This is a genomic window from Geitlerinema sp. PCC 9228 (genome assembly GCF_001870905.1).
Lineage (GTDB): Bacteria > Cyanobacteriota > Cyanobacteriia > Cyanobacteriales > PCC-9228 > PCC-9228.
Genome location: NZ_LNDC01000010.1, coordinates 1 through 19,532, shown reverse-complemented (window position 1 = coordinate 19,532; position 19,532 = coordinate 1). Strand labels below are relative to the sequence as shown.

Here is a 19,532-nt window from a genome sequence, read left to right as displayed (position 1 = left end):
GGAGAAGTTTATTTTTGGCAGCGACAGTGGGAAAATGCGATCGCATGTTTTGAGAAAGTAATTCATCTCCATCCGCAACTAGCTTCCGCCTATCGGGGATTGGCGAAAACTTACCAGAAACGCAACCAACCGCAACCAGCCTCCCAAGCCTGGTTTGAGGCTTTGCAGTTGCAGCCAGAATGGGGAACTTCCACCGAACATTTAACCTTAGGAAATAATTTGCTGGGATATGGAGACTGGGAGAAAGCCAAGCAATGCTACCAACAAGCCATTGCCATCCAGCCAGATTGCAGCCAGGCATATCATAATTTAGCGGAAATTCATTTTACCCAGCAACAGTGGCAAGATGCCATCGACGGCTATCGTCGGGAAATCGAAATCAACCCTTCCGAAGCAGCAGCGAATAGCTATTGGAAACTTATCCAGGCATTGGTGAAAACCAGACAGTGGGAAAAAGCCATAGATTGCTGCCAGCAAGCCACGCAACATTTTCCCGAAGATGGATATTTTTACCAGCAACTTGGTTGGTTATACCAACAGCAAGGAGAGTGGGAAGCAGCGATAGAAAATTACCAGCAAGCCATCGATTGCGATGCTAGTTTGATTGGGTGTTATATAGAATTGGGAGATATCTTACTGCAAAAGCAAAGCTGGCAAGAAGCCGTAGAGATTTACCAACAAGCCTTGAACATCGATTCGGAGAAAGCCATCCTATATGGAAGGCTAGGGAAAGCTTTTTATAACTTACAGCAGTGGGAAGCAGCAGTAGTTAACCTACAAAAGGCAATAGAACTAGAACCAACAACTCCGTGGTACTATAAAAACCTAAGCGATGTGTGGTATGCCTTGCAAGATTGGGAACAAGCAGCAACAGCGTACCACCAATGGGAACAGAAAAAGAAAACCCAGCAACAGCAACACCAATCAACGATTGCCATCCAGACAGCAGACGACAACCAAGCCAATCTGAATTTAGGAAGATTCGATAGTAATAACCATCGTTGCGAAAAAGAAATCAAAGTTTCTGAAGTTGACCTAGCCAGCTACCGACAACATATTGAAACACTCATACAAAACGAACAGTGGCAGGAAGCCATGCATCTGTGTCAAAAAGCCACGGAACTTTTTCCAGCAGATGCCTATTTTTACCAAAAACTTGCCTGGGTATACCAGCAACAAAAACAGTGGGATATAGCCATTGCAACCTACCGGCAAGCCATTTGCTGCGATACTAGCCGGATTTGGTCTTACATTCGGTTGGGAGAATTGTTTTTGCAGCTGCAACGTTGGCAAGAAGCAGTAACCGTTTATCAAGAGGCATTGGCAGTCAACCCCCAACAGCCAGTTGTATACAACAAACTCGGTATCGCTTGGCATCGACGGCAACATTGGGAAAAAGCCATAGCAGCTTTTCAGCAAGCCATTGAGTTAGACCCACAAAAACCTTGGTATTACAAACAACTGGGAGATTGTTGGTATGCTTTGCAAAATTGGGAACAAGCCGCCTTCACATACCAACAATGGGAACAAGCCATCAAACGCCACCGGCAGCAACAAGCAAAAAAAGGCGAAGTGGAAGTCAAACCGATAGCCGCTAAGAAGCAATTATTTCGTCGAATTGTCTACGATGCATCGGAAAAAGGAGGATTGTGTAACCGTTTGCGGGTATTGGCATCTTGTCTGTGTTTGGGATACTTCTGGCAAATTCCCGTCTACATGCGTTGGCTACCGGTAAAAACCTGTAGCTGTTCCTTTGAAGATATCTACCAACCCATTTGCGAAACTGTAGAAGCGGATACCATCGACAAATGGCTGGCGGAAGAAGCCTCCCAAACCTTGCATGTTCCCTACACCACAGCAAGTATAACCTGGCTGTACAAAAAATATCTGAAAAAGGATGTTGCCAGCTTTGCCTACCACCAAAAATATCGGGAAACCATCCGCAGTTTCCAATTGCAACCCCACTTACAAACTGTCGTCGATACCTTTATCCAAAACAACTGGCAGCATCCTATCGTAGGTTTGCATGTTCGCCGTACAGATCATTATAAATCTGTAATTATCTCTAGCGACGATCGCTTTTTTCAAACCATGGAACGTCACTTGCAGCAAGGGATAGAGAAATTCTTCCTTGCCACCGACAACAGCGAAACCCAAACCAAATTTAGAGAAAAATTTGGCAACCGCATCCTCACCTATTCCCAAGACTTCAATCAAAGCCAGCTGCGACAAACCACCATGCAAACCGCCGCCATCGAACTGCATTTGCTAGCCAACACTCAAAAAATTATTGGTTCCTTTGATTCTAGCTTCAGCCAATACGCCGCCGACATAGGCAATATTCCCCTAGACCTACCTTGGGAAACTGCTAGTTCTGAAGTATCCTAAAACGAAGCTGGGTTTGCCAATTTCTATCTATATATATGTCTGCCGATATTTCCCCCAAACCTACCGTCATCGCCTTAATCCAAAAAGCCAAAACCCACTGCCAGCAACAAAACTGGCAAGCCGCCATTGATGCCTATCGAGAAGCTATCCAACAACAACCCGAATACGCCACCACCTATCTAGAATTGGCAAAACTTCTCCAGCAACTGGGGAAAATCCAACAAGCTGCCAACACCTGGTGGGAAGCATTGAAACGGCAGCCAGAATGGGGAAACACCGACGACTACCTCACCCTCGGCAATCTCTTCGTCAAACAGCAATCGTGGTCGAAAGCCATTGCCTGCTACCAACAAGCCATTGCCAGCAATCCCCAATCCTACTTGGCACATCATAACTTAGGGGAAATTTATAGCTACAAGCAACAGTGGCAAGCCGCCATCTCCCACTACCAACAAGCCATTGCCATCCATCCCAACTTTCCCAACGCCTACAACAGTTTGGGAAAAATCTTTGCCTCCCAACAAAACTGGCAAGCCGCCGCCGACTGCTACCGCCAAGCCTGGCAGCGAAACCCCAATTTCTCAATAGCGAAAAAAAATCTTATTTTGGCATTGGTCAAAATCGAACAGTGGCAAGAAGCTACAGATACCTACCAGCAGCAACCTCCTATTGAAGAAAAAGATAAAGACGCCGACTTTTATTTTAAAATTGGCTATGCCTTTGCCAAACAGCAACTATGGTCAAAAGCCATTGACACCTACCAAACCTCGATTTCCCTCAACAGCCAGCAATTTTGGGTTTACCAACACCTCGCCAAAGCCTATATCGCCTTAGAAAAATGGGATAACGCCGCCGCCGCTTGTCGTCAAGCCATTGCCTTATCGCCACAAAACCCCCATCTTTACAAAAAACTTGCCGGGATATACGAACAACAGAAACAGTGGCATCTCGCCATTGAAACCTACTGGCAAGCCATTCACTGCAACCCGAATTTAGTTTGGTCTTACGTAGCCTTGGGAAAACTGCTTTTACAAAGGTCACGTTGGCAAGAAGCAGAAATCGTCTACCAAAAAGCCTTAGCAGTAGACCCCCAAAAAGCCATTTTATATAACAAACTCGGCATAGCCTTGCATCACTTGCAACGTTGGGAAGAAGCTGTGGCAGCTTTTCACCAAGCCATCGAGTTAGAACCCCAAACACACTGGTACTATCAAAGATTGGGAGATTCGTTATGCCAACTGCAACGCTGGCAAGAAGCCATTGCCGCCTACGAAAAAGCCATAGAACGCAATGAAAGCCATCCTTGGTTGTACCATAAAATCGGTGACGCTTGGTATGCCTTGCAAAATTGGGAACAAGCTGCCTTGGCTTATCAAAAATGGGAACAAGCCATCCAACGCCAGCAGCAACCGGCATCATGGGATGTAGCCATTCAACCAATCGCTGCCAGCAACATTCCATTTTGCCGAATTGTCTACGATGGTTACCAAGAGGGGGGATTGTGTAACCGTTTGCGGGTATTGGCATCTTGTCTGAGTTTGGGATATTTCTGGCAAATCCCGGTATACATGCGTTGGCTGCCAGTGAAAAGCTGCCACTGCTACTTTGAAGATATTTACCAACCTATCTGCAAAACTGTGGAAGCTGATATCATTCATCAATGGCTGCTAGAGGAAGCTTCCCAAACCTTACACATAACCAAAATGACCGCAGATATGGGTTGGTTGCACAAACAATACTTACAAGATGAGGTCAGTCGCTTTGCCTACGACCAAAAATGTTCGGAATTTATCCGTAGTCTGAAATTGCAACCCAACTTACAAAACGCCGTCGATAATTTTATCCAAAACAACTGGCAGCATCCTATCATAGGTTTGCACGTTCGCCGTACGGATAATTATAAATCCGTCTTGATATCCAACGACGATCGCTTTATCAAAACAATAGAACGTTACCGGCAACAAGGGGTAGAGAAATTTTTCCTCGCCACCGACAACGGCGAAACCCAAGCCAAATTCAAAGAACAATTCGGCAATCGCATCCTCACCTACTCCCAAGAGTTCAACCCCAGCCAGCTGCGACAAACCAGCCAGCAAACCGCCGCCATTGACCTGCATTTGCTAGCCAAAACCCAAAAAATCGTTGGTTCTTACGATTCTAGCTTCAGCCAATACGCCGCCACCCTAGGCAACATTCCTTTAGAACTGCCTTGGGAAAACCCCCATTCTGAGGTATCCTAAAACGAAGCTGGGTTTGCCAATTTCTATCTATATATATGCCTGCCGATATCTCTCCCAAAGATACTGTTATCGACTTAATTCAAAAAGCCGAAACCCACTGCCAGCAACAAAACTGGCAAGCCGCCATGGATGCTTATCAAGAAGCTATCCAACAGCAACCCGAATACGCTACCACCTATGTAGAATTGGCAAAACTTCTCCAGCAACTGGGAAAAAACCAACAAGCTGCCGAAACCTGGTGGGAAGCCTTGCAGCGAAAACCAGAATGGGGAAACACCGACGATTACCTCACCCTCGGCAATCATTTCGTCAAACAGCAATCGTGGTCAAAAGCCATCGCTTGCTACCAACAAGCCATTGCTACCAATTCCCAAGCCTACTTAGCCCATCATAACTTAGGGGAAATCTATAGCTACCAACAACAGTGGCAAGAAGCCATTTCCCACTACCAACAATCTATTGCCATCAATCCCGACTTTCCCAACGCCTACCACGGTTTGGGAAAGGTTTTCGCCTCGCAACAGGAGTGGGAAAAAGCGGCAGACTGCTACCAGCAAGCCATTGCCAAAGATTTAGCTACGTTTGCCGTTTATTCTAATTTAGGAAAAGCCTTAGAAAATCTGGGAGACTCCCAAGCTGCCATCGACACTTACCAACAAGCCTACTCCCTCAATCCCCAAGCTGCCGATGTTTGCATTCGTTTGGGAAACCTGCAGCTACAACAGGAAAACTACGACGCCGCCATTTCCCGCTACTTGGAAGCTATCCGATTGCAACCCAAAAATGTGGCTTTGTACGTTAAGCTACGCCATTTACCCATGTACAAGCAAGTCACCTTTTCGGCTTCCCAGATTGAAAAAATGATAGATACCTACAACCAGGTAATCGCCAATATTCCTGACTTTCCCGAATCCTATGTCAATTTGGGAGAACTGTTCACCCAACAAGGAGAAATCGAAAAAGCGATCGCTACTTACCAAAAAGGCATCCACCAATATACCCTATCCCACTACCAAGAATTTGCCAATGACACCACCCTCACCACCAAAACCCAACCCGACTTCCTCATCATCGGCGTCATGAAATCGGGAACCACCTCCCTCTATAAATACCTAACCCAACATCCGCAAATCCTCCCCTGCCTGCAAAAAGAAATTCACTTCTTCGACTGGCAATTCCACCTGGGATTGGATTGGTATCTTTCCCAATTTCCCCCCCATCCCCAAAACCAGCAATACCTCAGCGGCGAAGCCACCCCCGGCTATTTATTCAACCGCTTCGCCAGCCAAAACATTTACCAATCCTTCCCCCAAACCAAACTCATCCTCATCCTCCGCAACCCCATCGATAGAACCATTTCCCACTACTACGACCAAGTAAATTGGATCCACATCGAACAGCGAGACCTACAAGCCGCCTTAGCCAGAGAAATCGAAACCCTAAAACGAGTTATGGCAGAAAACGACGTAACCCAAACCCCCTGGAAAATGCGATATGGTTACGTCAGCCGCAGTTTGTATGTCTACTTCCTGCAAAAATGGTTGGAACTGTTTCCCAGAGAACAAATTTTAATCCTGCGTAGCGAAGACCTCTACACCAATCCCCAAGCCACCATGCGTCAAGTCTTCGCATTTCTCAACTTGCCAGATTACCAACTTCCCCACTATCCTCAATACGTAGCGGGTTCTTACAATCCCGTAAATCCCCAAATCCGGCAAATGCTAGCAGAGTTTTTCCACCCCCATACCCGCAAACTAGAGGAAACCTTGGGGAAATCCATGGATTGGCAGCAATAGCTTCTTACCTTCATGACTTCCAACTCCCTAGAAGAATTAAAAAGCAAAATCATCCATCTCCACCAACAAGCCGAAAACCACCTCGGCAAAGGAGAATGGGAAGCAGCCATTTCCTGCTACCAGCAAGCCATTACCCTATCTCCCAACACCTGGCAGCTACACTTTCAATTAGGAGAAATCCATCGCCAACAGCAAAACTGGCAAGCCGCCGCCGCCTGCTACCAACAAGCCATCCAACTCAATCCCAAAAGTTTCTGGTCTCACCACCACCTCGGCGACAGTTTCTTAAAACAAAATCAATGGCAAGCCGCCATTCCCATCTACCAAAAAGCCATCCAACTCAACCCCAACTATTCCTGGTCGTACAATAATTTAGGCGTTGCCTTGATGCAATGCCAACAGTGGGAAGCCGCCGCCGACGCCTTTCGCCAAGCCATTGCCTTAAAACCCGACTATCCCTGGTCGTATAGCAGTTTGGGAGAAGTCTTGTTAAAACAGCATCGCTACCAAGAGGCAGTGGAAGTTTTGCAAACAGCTACCCAATTAAATCCCGATTATCCCTGGTCGTATAACAGTTTGGGAAATGCATTGCTGCAGCTGCATCGCTACGAAGAGGCAGTAACAGCATTACAAACAGCGACCCAATTAAACCCCGAGTATCCCTGGTCTTACTACAATTTAGGACAAGCGTTGATGGCATTGCAACGCTGCACCGAAGCTATTGCTGCCTTTCATAACAGCATCCAATACAACCGGGATTTCCGTTGGTCTTACAACCATATTAAAAATATTCTGTTTCGGCAGGGAAAACTGGAAGAGGCAATTGCGTTTTTCCAACAGCTAACCCAAGAATCTCCCCAAACTTTCTGGTCGCATTTTTATCTGAAATGGCTGATTCTCAAACAAGGGGAAGCTGCCAGGGAAGCTGGCAACGAAGCGACAGCCACAGAAAAATTTCACATTGCCAAACATATCCAACTGGTTGACCCAGCCGCCAATGTATCTGATGATGATACCTCTAGATTTGGTAATTCCCAACCCGATTTTCTCATTTTAGGAACGCAAAAAGGCGGTACGAGTTCCCTTTACCACTATCTCGCCACCCACCCGCAGGTGTTGCCAGCGGTAGAGAAAGAGATAGATTTCTGGGGATGGAACTATACCCGAGGAATTGATTGGTATCTCGCTCATTTTTCCCCGATTCCGTCGGATTGTCAAAAAATTACTGGCGAAGCGACGCCACAATATTTGGAATATACCCACGCCGCCACGCAAATTTCCCAGCATTTTCCCGATATAAAGTTTTTGATTTTGCTGCGAAATCCCGCAGACCGAACGATATCTCAATACTATCACTGGGTGGGAGAAGGCAGCGAAACTCGACCTTTGTCTGAGGTGGTTGATGCGGAAATTGAGTTGCTGCAGCAGCAACCTGAGGATGTAATTGGCAATAAGGCGTATTGGGATTTGCCGATTAAATATTTAGGTCGCAGCATTTATATTGAGTTTCTCCGCTGCTGGATGCAGGTTTTTTCCCGAGACCAGTTTTTGATTGTTCGCAGCGAAGATTTTTTCCGAAATCCCGATGCGATGTTGCAGGAGGTTTGCCGCTTTCTAGGATTGTCGGAACACCACCTTCCCCACTACGAACAACACAATCGCGGCAGTTACGAGGGGGTGGATGCTGCTGCGAGGCAGCGATTGCTGGATTTCTTTGATGGTTACAACCGCCAGTTGGAGGCGTTTCTTGATAGGTCGTTGGATTGGTGAAAGTTGCGTTTTTCCTATATATAGATGTGGCGGGGTTTTTGGTTTTTCTATATTTGGCTGGTTTCGATTCGCGCCTAATATATATATCGCGCGCGCCTTTCCCATCGTAGCATATTTCTATAGTAAACAGATTTTATGGGGTCTGTCAAGTCCGGGACAGAATTTTTTATTCCCTTTCTGGAAAAAGTTCTCCTAGCGCGATCGCGTATTTTCCCCGTTGGGGGATGGAAAACAAAACAACCCATCCCCACGCGCAGAAACTTCTCCCAACTATTGAGAAAAATTTCTATTTGCAGAAAAAATTCCTGCCCTTAATCCCTGATTTCTCGTAGCGAATCGTGAAATTGTTGCTGGTGGCAACGGCGGTGTCGGGTTTTCCCTGAAACCCTTTTTTTTAACACACACACCTTTCCTATCTTATCATACTTTTATTCTAAAAAATTTCTTAGCGTTTGTCAATACCAAAAACCTATTTTTTTCGCCTTTTCGCCGCGATCGCTACCCAACCGCCGTCACCTGTTTCACCAAACCCTGCCACTGAGGCAGGCGACTAACCGCATCCGGGTCGAAAAACTCGCCCACCTCCTGGGAAAAACTTTGCATGCTTTCCAACCAATTCACCACCATCGCCGCCGGTAAATAGGGACAATACTGACGCGATCGCTGCAAATACTGCACCATTTCTCCCAAAAACCCCGTACGATATAAATACCAAGCACTCCACACCAACGTCGTATACCGTACCCAATTTTCTAACAACCGTACGTACTCCGGCAACTGCGGCATGGCAAAAAACTTATCCAAAACAAAATTAATCGACTCTGCCTGGGAAATCCCATCCCGCATCGTATTGCGATCGTGCTGGCGATAACAAACCGTATGCTGGCGCAACCAAGCCGACGGACATCCTTGCACGCTCAACCGCAACACCAAATCCACATCTTCCGCATGGCGCAATCTCGTGTCAAATCCCCCTACCCGCTGCAACCAATCCCGACGAAACATCAGCGTTCCCATGGTTCCCATAGGCTTCCACCGCAACCAGGTTTCTAAATTTAACTGGGAAATATAATGCCAAGGTTCCACGCATTTCAGCAAATTGCCCTGTTGGTTGACCCGCCACCAACCACTTTGTACGATACCCAGCTGGGGATTTTCTTGAAATACCGCTACTTGACTTTGTAATTTATCGGGTAAAAAGCAATCATCTGCATCGAGAAATACCACCAATTCTCCTTTTGCCAAGGAAATACCGCGATTGCGGGTAGCAGACACCCCTTGATTTTGTTGGTCTATATAGCGCAACAAACCCAAATAGGGAAATATTGCTTGTTTGGGATTATCTTTTGAACCGTCGTTAATAACAATTATTTCGTAATGAGGGTAAGTTTGATAAAAAATGCTTTCTATACATTCACACAGATAGTTTGCACTATTGTATGTAGGAATAACTATACTAACCAAAGGATGGTCTTTTCTGGAAATCGTATCTTTTTGAATAACCCACTTTATTAAATTTTGCCAGTGGGAGGAAGACCAAAATCTTTGTAATTTTTCCGGTAACTGTAAAGTGCTGCGATCGCGATGCCGGCTGCCTGTGGAAAGCTCAATAAAATTTTCTACCCACCTGGGTACCGTTGCCTTGTGCCGTTCGGGAGAAATGTGCCAAGATTCCTGCAAGTAAGTAATGGCTTCCTGCCAAAAATCCGTATGATATAAATACCAAGCAATCCATACCCAAGTGGTAAAACGAACTTCTGACTCCATGGAGCGAATCGAGTCAGGAAGGTTGGTTTGTGAGAAAAAACGATTGATGACCCAAGCCAAACAACGAGCTTGTTTTATCCCCTGACCCATGGCACTGGCAGAATGCAAGCGGTAGCATATGGTAATTTCCGGCAACCAAGCGATCGCGCATCCCGCAGATAGCAACCGCAAAACCAGATCCACATCTTCCGCATGGGTCAACCCCGGCGTAAACCCACCTACGCGCCGCAGCCAATCGCGACGAAACATCATAGTTCCCATGGTACCTACGGGTTTCCACCGCAACCAACTTTCCAGATTCAGTTGGGGAATTTGCTGCCAGCGGCAGACATCCGCTAAAAAATCGCCGTCTTGGTTAACCTGCCGCCAGCCACTGTGAACGATGCCGAGGTGGGGTTGTTGTTGGAAAACAGCGACTTGGTGGGTAAGTTTGTTGGGGAGAAAATAATCATCGGCATCCAAGAAAACCACAAACTCCCCTTTGGCCGCAGCCAAACCGCGATTGCGGGCCGAACCAACTCCTTGATTGGCTTGGCTAATCAAATGTAGGCGATCGCGATAAGGAGCCAAAATCCGTTGGGTATCATCCGCCGACCCATCATCAACCACAATCAACTCATAGTTGGTATAGCGCTGTTGCAAAACACTTTCCACCGCCTGCCGCACATAGACACCGCAGTTATACGTAGGAATCACAACGCTAACCATGGGAAGCGCCTTCACCATCATGCGTCGGTTATCTACCATCGCGACTCAACGCCATAGACCAAGACATCGCCACCAGTCAAACTGGAAACGACCTTTGCCCACATCGTGGGATAGCTATTGCTGGGAACTTTGAGACTGCTGTTGTTTTTTCGCTTGCACCGCCACCAACAGAGACTCAATTTCCGCAGCCAGTTGGAGAAACTTCACCTGCTGTTCGGTCGTAAGTGCCGATGACTTCCCAGACATAGGCGCTTCCGGAGAGCGAGAATGGCTGGTACGTTCCGTTGGTTGAACTGAGGGTCGTGTAGGAGAAGAAATTGCAGACATGGGTCAATAGGAATTTGTACTTTACTCTTGCCAAGCAAACATTCTACTGCGAAATTAAAGATAAACTTCATAAAATCTTGCGGTTTTCCGAACCAATTTCATTCTTTTCCCTGGAAGAGAAGAGAAATTTGCTGGCCGCAAGCCTACCCAGCAGTGATAACTAATTATTGAGATCGTGTCGTAGCCAGAAAACGCTCGCGGTACACTAAAATTGGCAAAACGTTCTGTACAACCTGAAAACAAAACTCCCGTGACACTTAGTTTGTCGGCCAGAGATCTCCAAAACCCACAAACCACCTCTAAAGAAACCGACTGGCAAGGGTTAATCCACGCCTATCGACCCTACTTACCGGTGAGCGATACCACGCCAGTGGTGACCCTCTTAGAAGGCAACACTCCCTTAATTCCCGTACCCTCCATTGCCGCCGAAATCGGCAAACAAGTGGAGGTATTTGTCAAATACGACGGTCTCAATCCCACAGGGAGCTTCAAAGACCGCGGTATGACCATGGCAGTCTCCAAAGCCAAGGAAGCCGGGGCGCAAGCCGTCATCTGTGCCAGTACCGGCAACACCTCAGCGGCCGCAGCTGCCTATGCAGCGCGGGGAGGATTGCAAGCATTTGTTTTGATTCCCGATGGTTACGTCGCGTTGGGCAAACTGGCACAAGCCTTGCTCTACGGCGCTCAAGTCATGGCGATTCAGGGCAATTTCGACGCCTGCTTTCAAATCGTGCGCGAAATGGCCGATCGCTACCCGGTGACCTTAGTCAACTCCGTGAACCCCTATCGTTTGGAAGGGCAAAAAACCTCCGCCTTTGAAATTGTCGATCGCTTGGGAGAGGCCCCCGATTGGCTGTGTATCCCCGTCGGCAACGCTGGCAATATCAGCGCCTACTGGATGGGATTTTGCCAGTACCATGCTGCCGGTCGCTGCCAGCGGCTCCCCAAAATGATGGGATTTCAGGCCAAAGGGTCGGCACCCATGGTTTTGGGAGAAACCGTCAGCAACCCCCAAACCATTGCCACCGCCATTCGCATCGGCAACCCCGCCAACCGCAAATCGGCGATCGCGACCGCCGAAGCCAGCCAGGGGGAATTTAACGCGGTCAGCGACGAAGAAATTTTGGCCGCCTATCGCATGCTGGCGCGCGAAGAAGGGATTTTCTGCGAACCAGCCAGCGCCGCTTCCATTGCCGGGTTGATGCAACAAAAAGACCGCATTCCTACCGGTGCCAAAGTGGTGTGCGTGTTAACCGGCAACGGCTTGAAAGACCCCGACACCGCGATCGCGCACAATCAAACCAAATTCCAAAAAGGGGTAGACCCTACTGTAGAGGCGGTAGCTCAACAGATGGGTTTTTAGCATCTTGATGGTCTTCCCCCACCTGCTCGTTTCCCCTATCTGTAGTCACCGGCACCATCGCCCTCCCCCCGGCAGAATCCACCCCTGAAACGGCGGAATTTTGCTGGTGGGAGGCTGGCACCGCTTCAGAGGCGGTGGGTTGGTTGCCGCGACCCTGCACCTTGCCCAAGCGTTCCACAGCATCTCCCAAGGCTGTGGTTAAATTTTTGCGCGTTTGGGCATGGTTTTGTTTTTCCGTTTCTAAAGACTGCTGTAACTGGCGGTTTTCCGATTGCAAGCGTTGAATTTGTTGGTAAGCCTGGTGGAGGCGGTGTTTAGCCTCCGATGCCGGCAAAGCATCGATATCCCCATAGATGGGGGTTGCCTCTACCTCGTCAGAGCTAGAGGAAGTGGCAGTCCCATCGGTACCATCGGCCTGGGAAGGGGGGTTTTGGGAATGCTGTACTTGGGCGCGATAGCGTTGCGCCTCTTTATTGTAAAGCTGGCACCAGCGATGGGCACTTTGCAGGGCCTCATCTCGTTCCTGTTGCAGCTTGGCCACTTGCTGCTGGAGGTTTTCAATTTCTGCCAGCCAAGTACGAATTTCTGCGGTCATAATGCCTTTGGTCCTGTACGCCTATATGCGATATGCAGTATGGGAGGGGGGAAATGGGAAAAATGGACAAGATAATAGGTTGATTCGATCGTTCAGGTGCCCCCGCTCGCTCGCTCCCTAGCTGCTGCCAACCCAACCAGGTATCTATTGTGCCATCTAAAACTGGAAAGTTATGACTCTCGCCAGTGGGATTACCCGCTTTTTTCGTTTTTTCCGCCATATTCACTGGCAAACTTTACAGCAGGTCCTGGAACGGGCTGCCAGACAGCGATTGCCGGGTTTGTCGGCGGAAATGGCTTACAATGCCATGCTGGCTTTGTTCCCCGCCATTTTGGCTTTGCTCAATGCCATTGGCTTAGTGGAAGCTTCTCGCCGTACTTTGACCAGGCTGGCCGTTCGCTTGAGCGAGGTAGCGCCGGAACAGGTGCTTACGATTATTGAAGATTTTATCGAACAAATTACGATCGATCGCTCTAGTGGGTTGTTTTCCCTCAGTTTTTTTATTGCTTTGTGGATTTCTTCGGGGGCTATTAGTGCGGCTATGGCGGCTTTGGACCAAATTCACCAACTGCCCCGTTCCCAAAGACGACCTTTTTGGAAGGCGAAGTTAATTTCTTTGTTGCTGACGGCAGGTACGATGGTCATGCTGGTGGTGGCCTGCTTTTTGTTTTTTATTAGCGATTGGCTGGTGGGGATGGCCGCGGAGCAATTGGATGTATTGGGGTCGCTGTTGCTGGCGACTTGGCGATTGTTGAGCTGGCCCCTGTCGCTGGGATTGGTGGCGGCAGCGTTTGCGTTTATTTATCGCTACGGACCCAGCCGCTGGCATCCCGGTACGCCGCTGATTCCCGGTGCCGCGATCGCGGCGATTTTGTGGGCTTTGGCTTCGGGAATGTTTCGCTTTTATGTGGGCAATTTTGCCCATTACAACCGCATTTACGGGACTGTGGGGGCGATCGCAATTTTGCTATTGTGGCTGTATCTCACCTCCCTCAGCATGCTGGTGGGAGCGCAATTGAACGTTACGGTGGGACACAACATGCACCGCCACGGCGACCTGTACCCTGCCCCTGACCAGGCAACTTTTTATATGGAAGAGGAGCAAAAGCGCGAGGAGGGAGAAGACGGCAAAATGGGAAAATCGACCGTGGATACCACGGAATAGATTTTCTAACCTTTTCCTAGCTGGCCGGCTCAATTTTCCGCTGGTAGCATCAGTGGACCCTATCGATGGCCTGGTCCGGTCAAAATTCTCTCCCGACCATCTTGACAAATGAATGGGAAAGCGCTAATATTGCATGCTCAAACCAGGAACGGGGCCCTAGCCCTGGCATGCACTGACCCCAAAACCAGGCGATCGCAAGCGGCGGGCAAGGCAGCCAGGCAGGAAGTAGCAGCGTTTTGGTCGCAACCGATTGTTTCTCGTTCCAGACCACCCGTAACCATCCCATGCTAAGGTTCTGGTAAAACCCCGATCTGGTTTGCCGCACCTGCCAACGCCAGCACCATTTGCTATCTTCCGAATATTCCTACTGTCCTCACCGATTGCCAAAAGCCACCGTGTCTATTCCTCAAAACCCCTCGCAACCGAATCCCAGAATGCCTAGCGCTACCGAGAGAATCACGCCGGTTATTGCCCTCAAGGAACTGGTCGCGCGCCTGCAACGGGAACAGCATAAAGTTCACGACTTGCTCAGTTCGCTGGGGTTTGCCCTGCGCAGCTTTAACAACCTCAATCAATTTTTAGAATTAATTCCTTTGGTGGCCAGTCGCGTCACCGATGCGGATGGTGGTGCCCTCATTCTGTACAAACCCGACGGTCAGGTGAAGCTACACCAACTCCACTGCCACCGCGATCGCAACTGTCAGGACGTACGTTCGGCGTTGGAAAAGGTGGTCCACCAAATTTCAGTGGGGGATGCCACCACACAGCTATCGGCCCTTTCGGAAAGCCTGGATACCCAAGTCCAATCGGACCTGGGGGAAGACGTACAGCTTTTTGGCACGCCAATTTTGGTCAAACGGGTAGAACGGGGGAGATTGTATGTATTTAGCCGCCAAGAAGACTACACCTGGACGGAAACCCGACAAAAATTAATTCGCCTGGTGGCCGACCAAACCGCTGTTGCCATCGATAATGACGAACTGGCGGTCAAACTACGCAAAAAAGAACGTTTGGACCGGGAACTGGAAATTGGCGGCGAAATCCAACAGCAGCTACTGCCGCGCCAGTTTCCTACCATTGCCGGGGTCAAACTCGCCGCCCGCTGCAAAACCGCCGACCAAGTGGGGGGCGATTATTACGATTTTATTCCCGTAGCCCCCGACCCGAAAGATACCAACTATCCAGGAGGACATCCGGAAGGCAAATGGGCGATCGCAATTGGCGATGTGATGGGAAAAGGCGTTCCCGCTGGCTTGATTATGACCATGACCCGGGGCATGTTACGCGGGGAAGTCTTTAACGGCTACTCCCCTAGCAAAATTTTGCAGCACCTGAACTGGGCGATGTATGCCGATTTGGAAAACTCCCATCGCTTTGTAACCCTATTTTACGCGGAATACGACCCCAAAAGCCGCCTGCTTTCCTACAGCAATGCTGCCCACAATCCCCCTTTGCTGTGGCAAGCCCGCGAAAAAACTGTCCAGCGTCTGGACACTTCCGGCATGCTCATCGGTTTGGCCCCCGACAGCCAATACGGCGTCGATCGCGTTCAACTACAACCGGGGGATATGCTCCTATACTATACCGATGGCTTTACCGACGCTGCCAGCGCCACCGGCGATCGCTTTGACGAAGAAAATTTAATAGAAGCCTTTCAAACGGCCTGCCAGCGTGATTATGCCGCCCAAGCTACCATCGACCACATTTTTGATTGCGTAGAAGAATTTGTGGCAGGTGGCGGGTCCAGTCAAGACGATATGACCCTGGTGGTGATGCAGGTAGAACCACCTACTGCTTAAAATTCCTGCTGCCATTGGGAAGTGGTGGTATCGATGGTCACCTCTTTGGGATTGGCCGTTTCTCCCAAGGACCGAGGCGTTCCCGAACTCCCTTTGCGAACGCTCAAACCGCCGGCATTCCCTGCTAAAATAGTAATTTCCTCCTGAGCCGTCCAACGCTGGCGATCGCCCGGTTGCAATGTCCCCTCAAACACCAGTTTCCCATCCGCTTGCACCCGTACCCAACACCGTTCCTGGGCTTCCACAATCACCGGCACTGTAGCTGGTTGCTGCTTCGGTGGGCTCGCTGCCGGCGGTGAGGGTTGGTTGCCTGCCACCCCCGCCTGTTGCGGCGTTTCAACTGCTGGCGTTGGAGAAGGTTCTGCCTCGATGGTGGTTTCGCTGCGAAACCTGGATAGGGATGGACGCCACAGAAAAACCGCCAATCCCCCCACAGCTACCAGACCCACCGCAGCAGCAGCTACTTTCACCGGCATACCCAAGCGAAAGCGATCGCGCTTTGGGGTGGCAGGGGATGCTGCTGCGGTGGTTTCCTGCTGGTTGGCGTTGGTTTCCTCCGCCGGTGGGGGACTAGCGGAAAAATCAAACAGCGAAACCACTTGTTGGGGCAACCCCTGCAGCGTCGCCCACAAACCGCCGTTGGTAGTAGAACGCTCAGTAATCGTCTGGAAAGACATTTGGCTAGCTACCTGCAAGCGATCCACCGGCAATTGCTGTGCCAGCTGTGCCCCATCCAACCCCAAAGCATCGCCGTAGCGACGGAGAATTCCCTGAGTATATACCGGTTCCGGCAACGCCCTTGGATCGGCGTTTTCAATGGCTTCCAGAATACAGTGACGAATGTAGGTTTTCGCAGCAATGGTTTGCAAACTCAGAGATTGCTGCTGCCGACATTGCTGCAATTGCCGTCCAATTTCTCGAAGCTTCTCCAATTGTTCGCTGTGCCATGCATTCACGATAATTATTGCCCAGATAATGACGTTCGTACAACGGGATGGACAAGCAGACAACAGCATTTTATCAAATTTCGGGACCGACTGCTGTCACTCGGTGGATGCTAGCCAGTTATGGGTCTAAGGCTGCAATACATTCCATTTCCACCAAACTATTTTTGGGCAGCCCCGCCACCTGTATGCAAGCGCGTGCCGGCGCATTTTCTGCGTCGAAGTACCGCCCGTAGGCTTGATTGACCCGGGCAAAATCGTTCATATCCGCCAGATAAATATTGATTTTCACCACCTGCTGCCAGTTCGCCCCAGCTGCCTGTAAAATCGCTTCCATATTCGCCATCACCTGTTCGGCTTGTTTGGCCGCATCCTGGGGATAGACAATTTCGTTGGTTTGCGGGTCCAAAGGAATTTGTCCGGAAACAAATAGCAGACGACCGGTGGCAATAGTGGCTTGGTTGTACGGACCCACTGGTGCCGGGGCTTTATCGGTGCGAATTCCTTCAGGTACCATAGAGCGTTGGATTTTTCGGAGGGCAAGTACGGTATTCTGGGGATTAATGTACATGAAAAGCGAGCGATCGCCAATTCCCCAAGGAGGAAAATTCGATCGATTTGTTACGCGCGCACTCTTGGCTATTTCCCCCACTTCCCACTCCCCCCTATGCGCTCGGTTGGGGGTGTCTGGCGGGTTGGTTGCTGCTGGCACCCACGACCGCCGCAGCATCCCAGGTGGCTTTGCCCCCACCCAACGATGTACCGGAAGAAATTTTGCGTACGGAAATTATTTTACCGGCGCGATCGCCCATTGACGGACAACCCATGTCGCCGGCGGAATACGCCCAACTCACCGAACGCTTGCAAGAAAATACTGCCACGCGCCACCAACTCAACCCGGATGTAGAACACACGATTTTTATGTTGCGCCTACTGCGCCTGTTTCGCAGTCTCAACCCCTTTGAATAGCTGCGGCGTTAAAACCATTGATTGTGTTACGATCCGAAAAACAAATAGGGGAGAAGTATTCTTTGGCAACCAGCGACCATCCCTCCATTCCCGCCAACTTCCACAGGAAAACAGGAAACGTCGTAACTTCTAGGAAATTGTCAGCACTCCCGGCTGAAGCACGGGGGCTTCGTGCCTCCAGCTTCAGGTAGCTGACCAGCCCTTCGCCCTTTGGGGCTATGTGTTTAGAGTTATGGCACCTACAAATGCTTTCGGTGTTTGGGGAAGGCGACTAAAGTCGCCGTTCGTTTTTCCTCCCGGCGCTAAAGCGACAGGGCTTGCAAACCTATCGAAGATTTTTCGTGACCCATGACTGAGCAGATGCAGTGGACGAACGCTTTGTCAACCCGTCCTTCCCTAGAGGAGGCAGTGAAGGAAGTTTCCGCCACCGCCCAACAACAGCTGTATGCGACCCCCGATTTGGCGATTGTGTTTATTTCTGCTGCTTTCGCCAGCGAATGTACGCGCTTGATGCCCCTACTACAAGCCCAACTGCCAGAAGGAACCACGGTGGTTGGCTGTGTCGGTGGTGGTGTGGTGGCGGTGGATGGGGATGGCAACCCCACCGAACTGGAAGAAAAACCGGCGATTAGTTTGACTCTAGCTTACCTGCCCCGGGTGGAAGTACGTGCTTTTCATTTGACGGCGGAAGGGCTGCCGGATTTGGATGCGCCCCCCAATCGCTGGGTGGAGCTGACGGGGGTTTCCCAAGAACCAGAACCCACGTTTGTGATTTTGGCGGACCCATTCACGTCTAAAATTTATGATGTACTGCAAGGGTTGGATTATGCCTATCCCAAGTCGGTGAAACTCGGTGGTTTGGCTTCGGGTGGGGTAGGTACGCAAACAGGTCTGTTTAGCAACGGACAGCTCTACCGCGGCGGTACGGTTGGTGTGGCCCTGAGCGGCGAAATTCAGGTGGATACGATTGTAGCTCAGGGATGCCGCCCCATTGGGCCGGTGTATCGGGTGACCGAAGGCGAGCGCAATATTTTGCTGGGGTTGGAACCGGTCAGTGGTGATGCTGCAGGGGGGTCCCAAGTGCAAACACCTCTGGAGGCTTTGCGGGAGTTAGTGCAAAGTTTGGACGAACGCGATCGCGAATTGGCTCAGAATTCCCTGTTTGTGGGGGTGGTGCGCGATGAGTTTAAGTCAGATTTGCAACACGGGGATTTCTTGATTCGCAATTTGTTGGGGATCGACCCCAAACAAGGGGCTATGGCTTTAGGCGATCGCATTCGTGTGGGGCAACGCATTCAGTTTCACCTGCGGGATGCCCAAACTTCGGCGGAGGATTTGGAGATGCTGTTGGAGCAATACAAACTACGCGATCGCAACCCACCTGTGGGAGCACTGATGTTTGCTTGTTTGGGACGCGGCTCGAATTTGTACAAGCAACCCAATTTTGATTCGAGTTTGTTCTTTCAATATGCCGGTGCCATGCCCCTGGGGGGCTTTTTCTGTAACGGCGAAATTGGACCGGTGGGAGAGGGAACGTTTCTGCACGGATATACGTCCGTCTTTGGGATTTTTTCCAGACCCCAGGCGAAAAAAGAAACCAGCTCTGCTACTTCCTAAGATGATGGTGAAGGGATAACGACGAAAGACCTTGGCTCGTCCTGCTTTTAGCATTTTTCTGGCTTGAGCGGGATGGGTCGGGTC

The 19,532-nt window shown here is 49.7% G+C and carries 14 protein-coding genes and 1 pseudogene; 9 read left to right on the top strand and 6 right to left on the bottom strand.

Translation table 11 applies throughout. The features are described from left to right. From AS151_RS00550 to AS151_RS00535, 4 genes are all read left to right on the top strand, one after another. Nucleotides 1-2,388, top strand: a 2,388-nt coding sequence (locus tag AS151_RS00550) for a tetratricopeptide repeat protein (protein WP_139240424.1), incomplete at its 5' end; no start/stop codon positions are given. Nucleotides 2,389-2,423: 35 nt separating this feature from the next. Further along, nucleotides 2,424-4,628, top strand: a complete 2,205-nt coding sequence (locus AS151_RS00545) for a tetratricopeptide repeat protein (RefSeq protein WP_071515123.1) — start codon at nucleotides 2,424-2,426, stop codon at nucleotides 4,626-4,628. A 35-nt stretch (nucleotides 4,629-4,663) separates the two neighbouring features. Then, nucleotides 4,664-6,424: a tetratricopeptide repeat protein gene (locus AS151_RS00540; protein WP_071515122.1), complete on the top strand. Its 1,761-nt coding sequence runs from the start codon at nucleotides 4,664-4,666 to the stop codon at nucleotides 6,422-6,424. A 12-nt stretch (nucleotides 6,425-6,436) separates the two neighbouring features. Continuing rightward, nucleotides 6,437-8,194, top strand: a complete 1,758-nt coding sequence (locus tag AS151_RS00535) for a tetratricopeptide repeat protein (RefSeq protein WP_071515121.1) — start codon at nucleotides 6,437-6,439, stop codon at nucleotides 8,192-8,194. Between the two features lie 498 nt (nucleotides 8,195-8,692). Here AS151_RS00535 and AS151_RS21145 read toward each other — a convergent pair whose 3' ends face one another. After that, entirely contained in the window at nucleotides 8,693-10,708 is a 2,016-nt protein-coding gene (locus AS151_RS21145; RefSeq protein WP_139240423.1) for a glycosyltransferase, read from the bottom strand. 75 nt (nucleotides 10,709-10,783) lie between these two features. Next, the gene (locus tag AS151_RS21140; RefSeq protein ID WP_139240422.1) at nucleotides 10,784-10,996 is read right to left on the bottom strand and encodes a hypothetical protein; all 213 of its coding nucleotides are present in this window, start codon (nucleotides 10,994-10,996) and stop codon (nucleotides 10,784-10,786) included. 262 nt (nucleotides 10,997-11,258) lie between these two features. On the opposite strand from AS151_RS21140, the gene thrC reads away from it, so the two are divergent. Further along, complete coding sequence (gene thrC, locus AS151_RS00525) at nucleotides 11,259-12,359, top strand: threonine synthase (RefSeq protein ID WP_343327412.1); 1,101 nt, start codon at nucleotides 11,259-11,261, stop codon at nucleotides 12,357-12,359. On the opposite strand, the gene AS151_RS00520 is transcribed toward thrC, so the two are convergent. Then, the gene (locus AS151_RS00520; protein WP_071515120.1) at nucleotides 12,322-12,954 is read right to left on the bottom strand and encodes a hypothetical protein; all 633 of its coding nucleotides are present in this window, start codon (nucleotides 12,952-12,954) and stop codon (nucleotides 12,322-12,324) included. The genes thrC and AS151_RS00520 overlap by 38 nt on opposite strands. Before the next feature lie 172 nt (nucleotides 12,955-13,126). Here AS151_RS00520 and AS151_RS00515 point away from each other — a divergent pair, with 172 nt between their 5' ends. Together AS151_RS00515 and AS151_RS00510 are read left to right on the top strand one after the other, a co-directional pair. Next, on the top strand, nucleotides 13,127-14,119 hold the full coding sequence (locus tag AS151_RS00515; protein ID WP_071515119.1) for a YihY/virulence factor BrkB family protein: 993 nt from the start codon (nucleotides 13,127-13,129) through the stop codon (nucleotides 14,117-14,119). Nucleotides 14,120-14,553: 434 nt separating this feature from the next. Continuing rightward, nucleotides 14,554-15,918 carry a PP2C family protein-serine/threonine phosphatase gene (locus tag AS151_RS00510; protein ID WP_084639306.1) on the top strand — a complete coding sequence of 455 codons (1,365 nt, stop codon included), beginning with the start codon at nucleotides 14,554-14,556 and terminating at the stop codon, nucleotides 15,916-15,918. Here the strand turns inward: AS151_RS00510 and AS151_RS00505 are convergent. Next, nucleotides 15,915-16,874, bottom strand: a complete 960-nt coding sequence (locus AS151_RS00505) for a RodZ domain-containing protein (RefSeq protein WP_071515117.1) — start codon at nucleotides 16,872-16,874, stop codon at nucleotides 15,915-15,917. The genes AS151_RS00510 and AS151_RS00505 overlap by 4 nt on opposite strands. Before the next feature lie 109 nt (nucleotides 16,875-16,983). Further along, on the bottom strand, nucleotides 16,984-17,379 hold the full coding sequence (locus AS151_RS00500) for a Rid family detoxifying hydrolase (RefSeq protein WP_071515125.1): 396 nt from the start codon (nucleotides 17,377-17,379) through the stop codon (nucleotides 16,984-16,986). 101 nt (nucleotides 17,380-17,480) lie between these two features. Between AS151_RS00500 and AS151_RS00495 the strand changes: the two genes are divergently transcribed. Both AS151_RS00495 and AS151_RS00490 read left to right on the top strand, forming a co-directional pair. After that, on the top strand, nucleotides 17,481-17,831 hold the full coding sequence (locus tag AS151_RS00495; protein ID WP_244532789.1) for a hypothetical protein: 351 nt from the start codon (nucleotides 17,481-17,483) through the stop codon (nucleotides 17,829-17,831). A gap of 348 nt (nucleotides 17,832-18,179) precedes the next feature. Further along, complete coding sequence (locus tag AS151_RS00490) at nucleotides 18,180-19,448, top strand: FIST N-terminal domain-containing protein (RefSeq protein ID WP_071515116.1); 1,269 nt, start codon at nucleotides 18,180-18,182, stop codon at nucleotides 19,446-19,448. Here AS151_RS00490 and AS151_RS20410 read toward each other — a convergent pair. Further along, nucleotides 19,446-19,532, bottom strand: a pseudogene (locus AS151_RS20410) (RRXRR domain-containing protein); the annotation flags it as partial. The gene AS151_RS00490 and the pseudogene AS151_RS20410 overlap by 3 nt on opposite strands.

Coding starts and splice junctions, on each gene's coding strand:
- AS151_RS00545 (WP_071515123.1), top strand. CDS start 2,424: ATGTCTGCCGATATTTCCCCCAAACCTACCGTCATCGCCTTAATCCAA.
- AS151_RS00540 (WP_071515122.1), top strand. CDS start 4,664: ATGCCTGCCGATATCTCTCCCAAAGATACTGTTATCGACTTAATTCAA.
- AS151_RS00535 (WP_071515121.1), top strand. CDS start 6,437: ATGACTTCCAACTCCCTAGAAGAATTAAAAAGCAAAATCATCCATCTC.
- AS151_RS21145 (WP_139240423.1), bottom strand. CDS start 10,708: ATGGTAGATAACCGACGCATGATGGTGAAGGCGCTTCCCATGGTTAGC.
- AS151_RS21140 (WP_139240422.1), bottom strand. CDS start 10,996: ATGTCTGCAATTTCTTCTCCTACACGACCCTCAGTTCAACCAACGGAA.
- AS151_RS00520 (WP_071515120.1), bottom strand. CDS start 12,954: ATGACCGCAGAAATTCGTACTTGGCTGGCAGAAATTGAAAACCTCCAG.
- AS151_RS00515 (WP_071515119.1), top strand. CDS start 13,127: ATGACTCTCGCCAGTGGGATTACCCGCTTTTTTCGTTTTTTCCGCCAT.
- AS151_RS00510 (WP_084639306.1), top strand. CDS start 14,554: ATGCCTAGCGCTACCGAGAGAATCACGCCGGTTATTGCCCTCAAGGAA.
- AS151_RS00500 (WP_071515125.1), bottom strand. CDS start 17,379: ATGGTACCTGAAGGAATTCGCACCGATAAAGCCCCGGCACCAGTGGGT.
- AS151_RS00490 (WP_071515116.1), top strand. CDS start 18,180: ATGACTGAGCAGATGCAGTGGACGAACGCTTTGTCAACCCGTCCTTCC.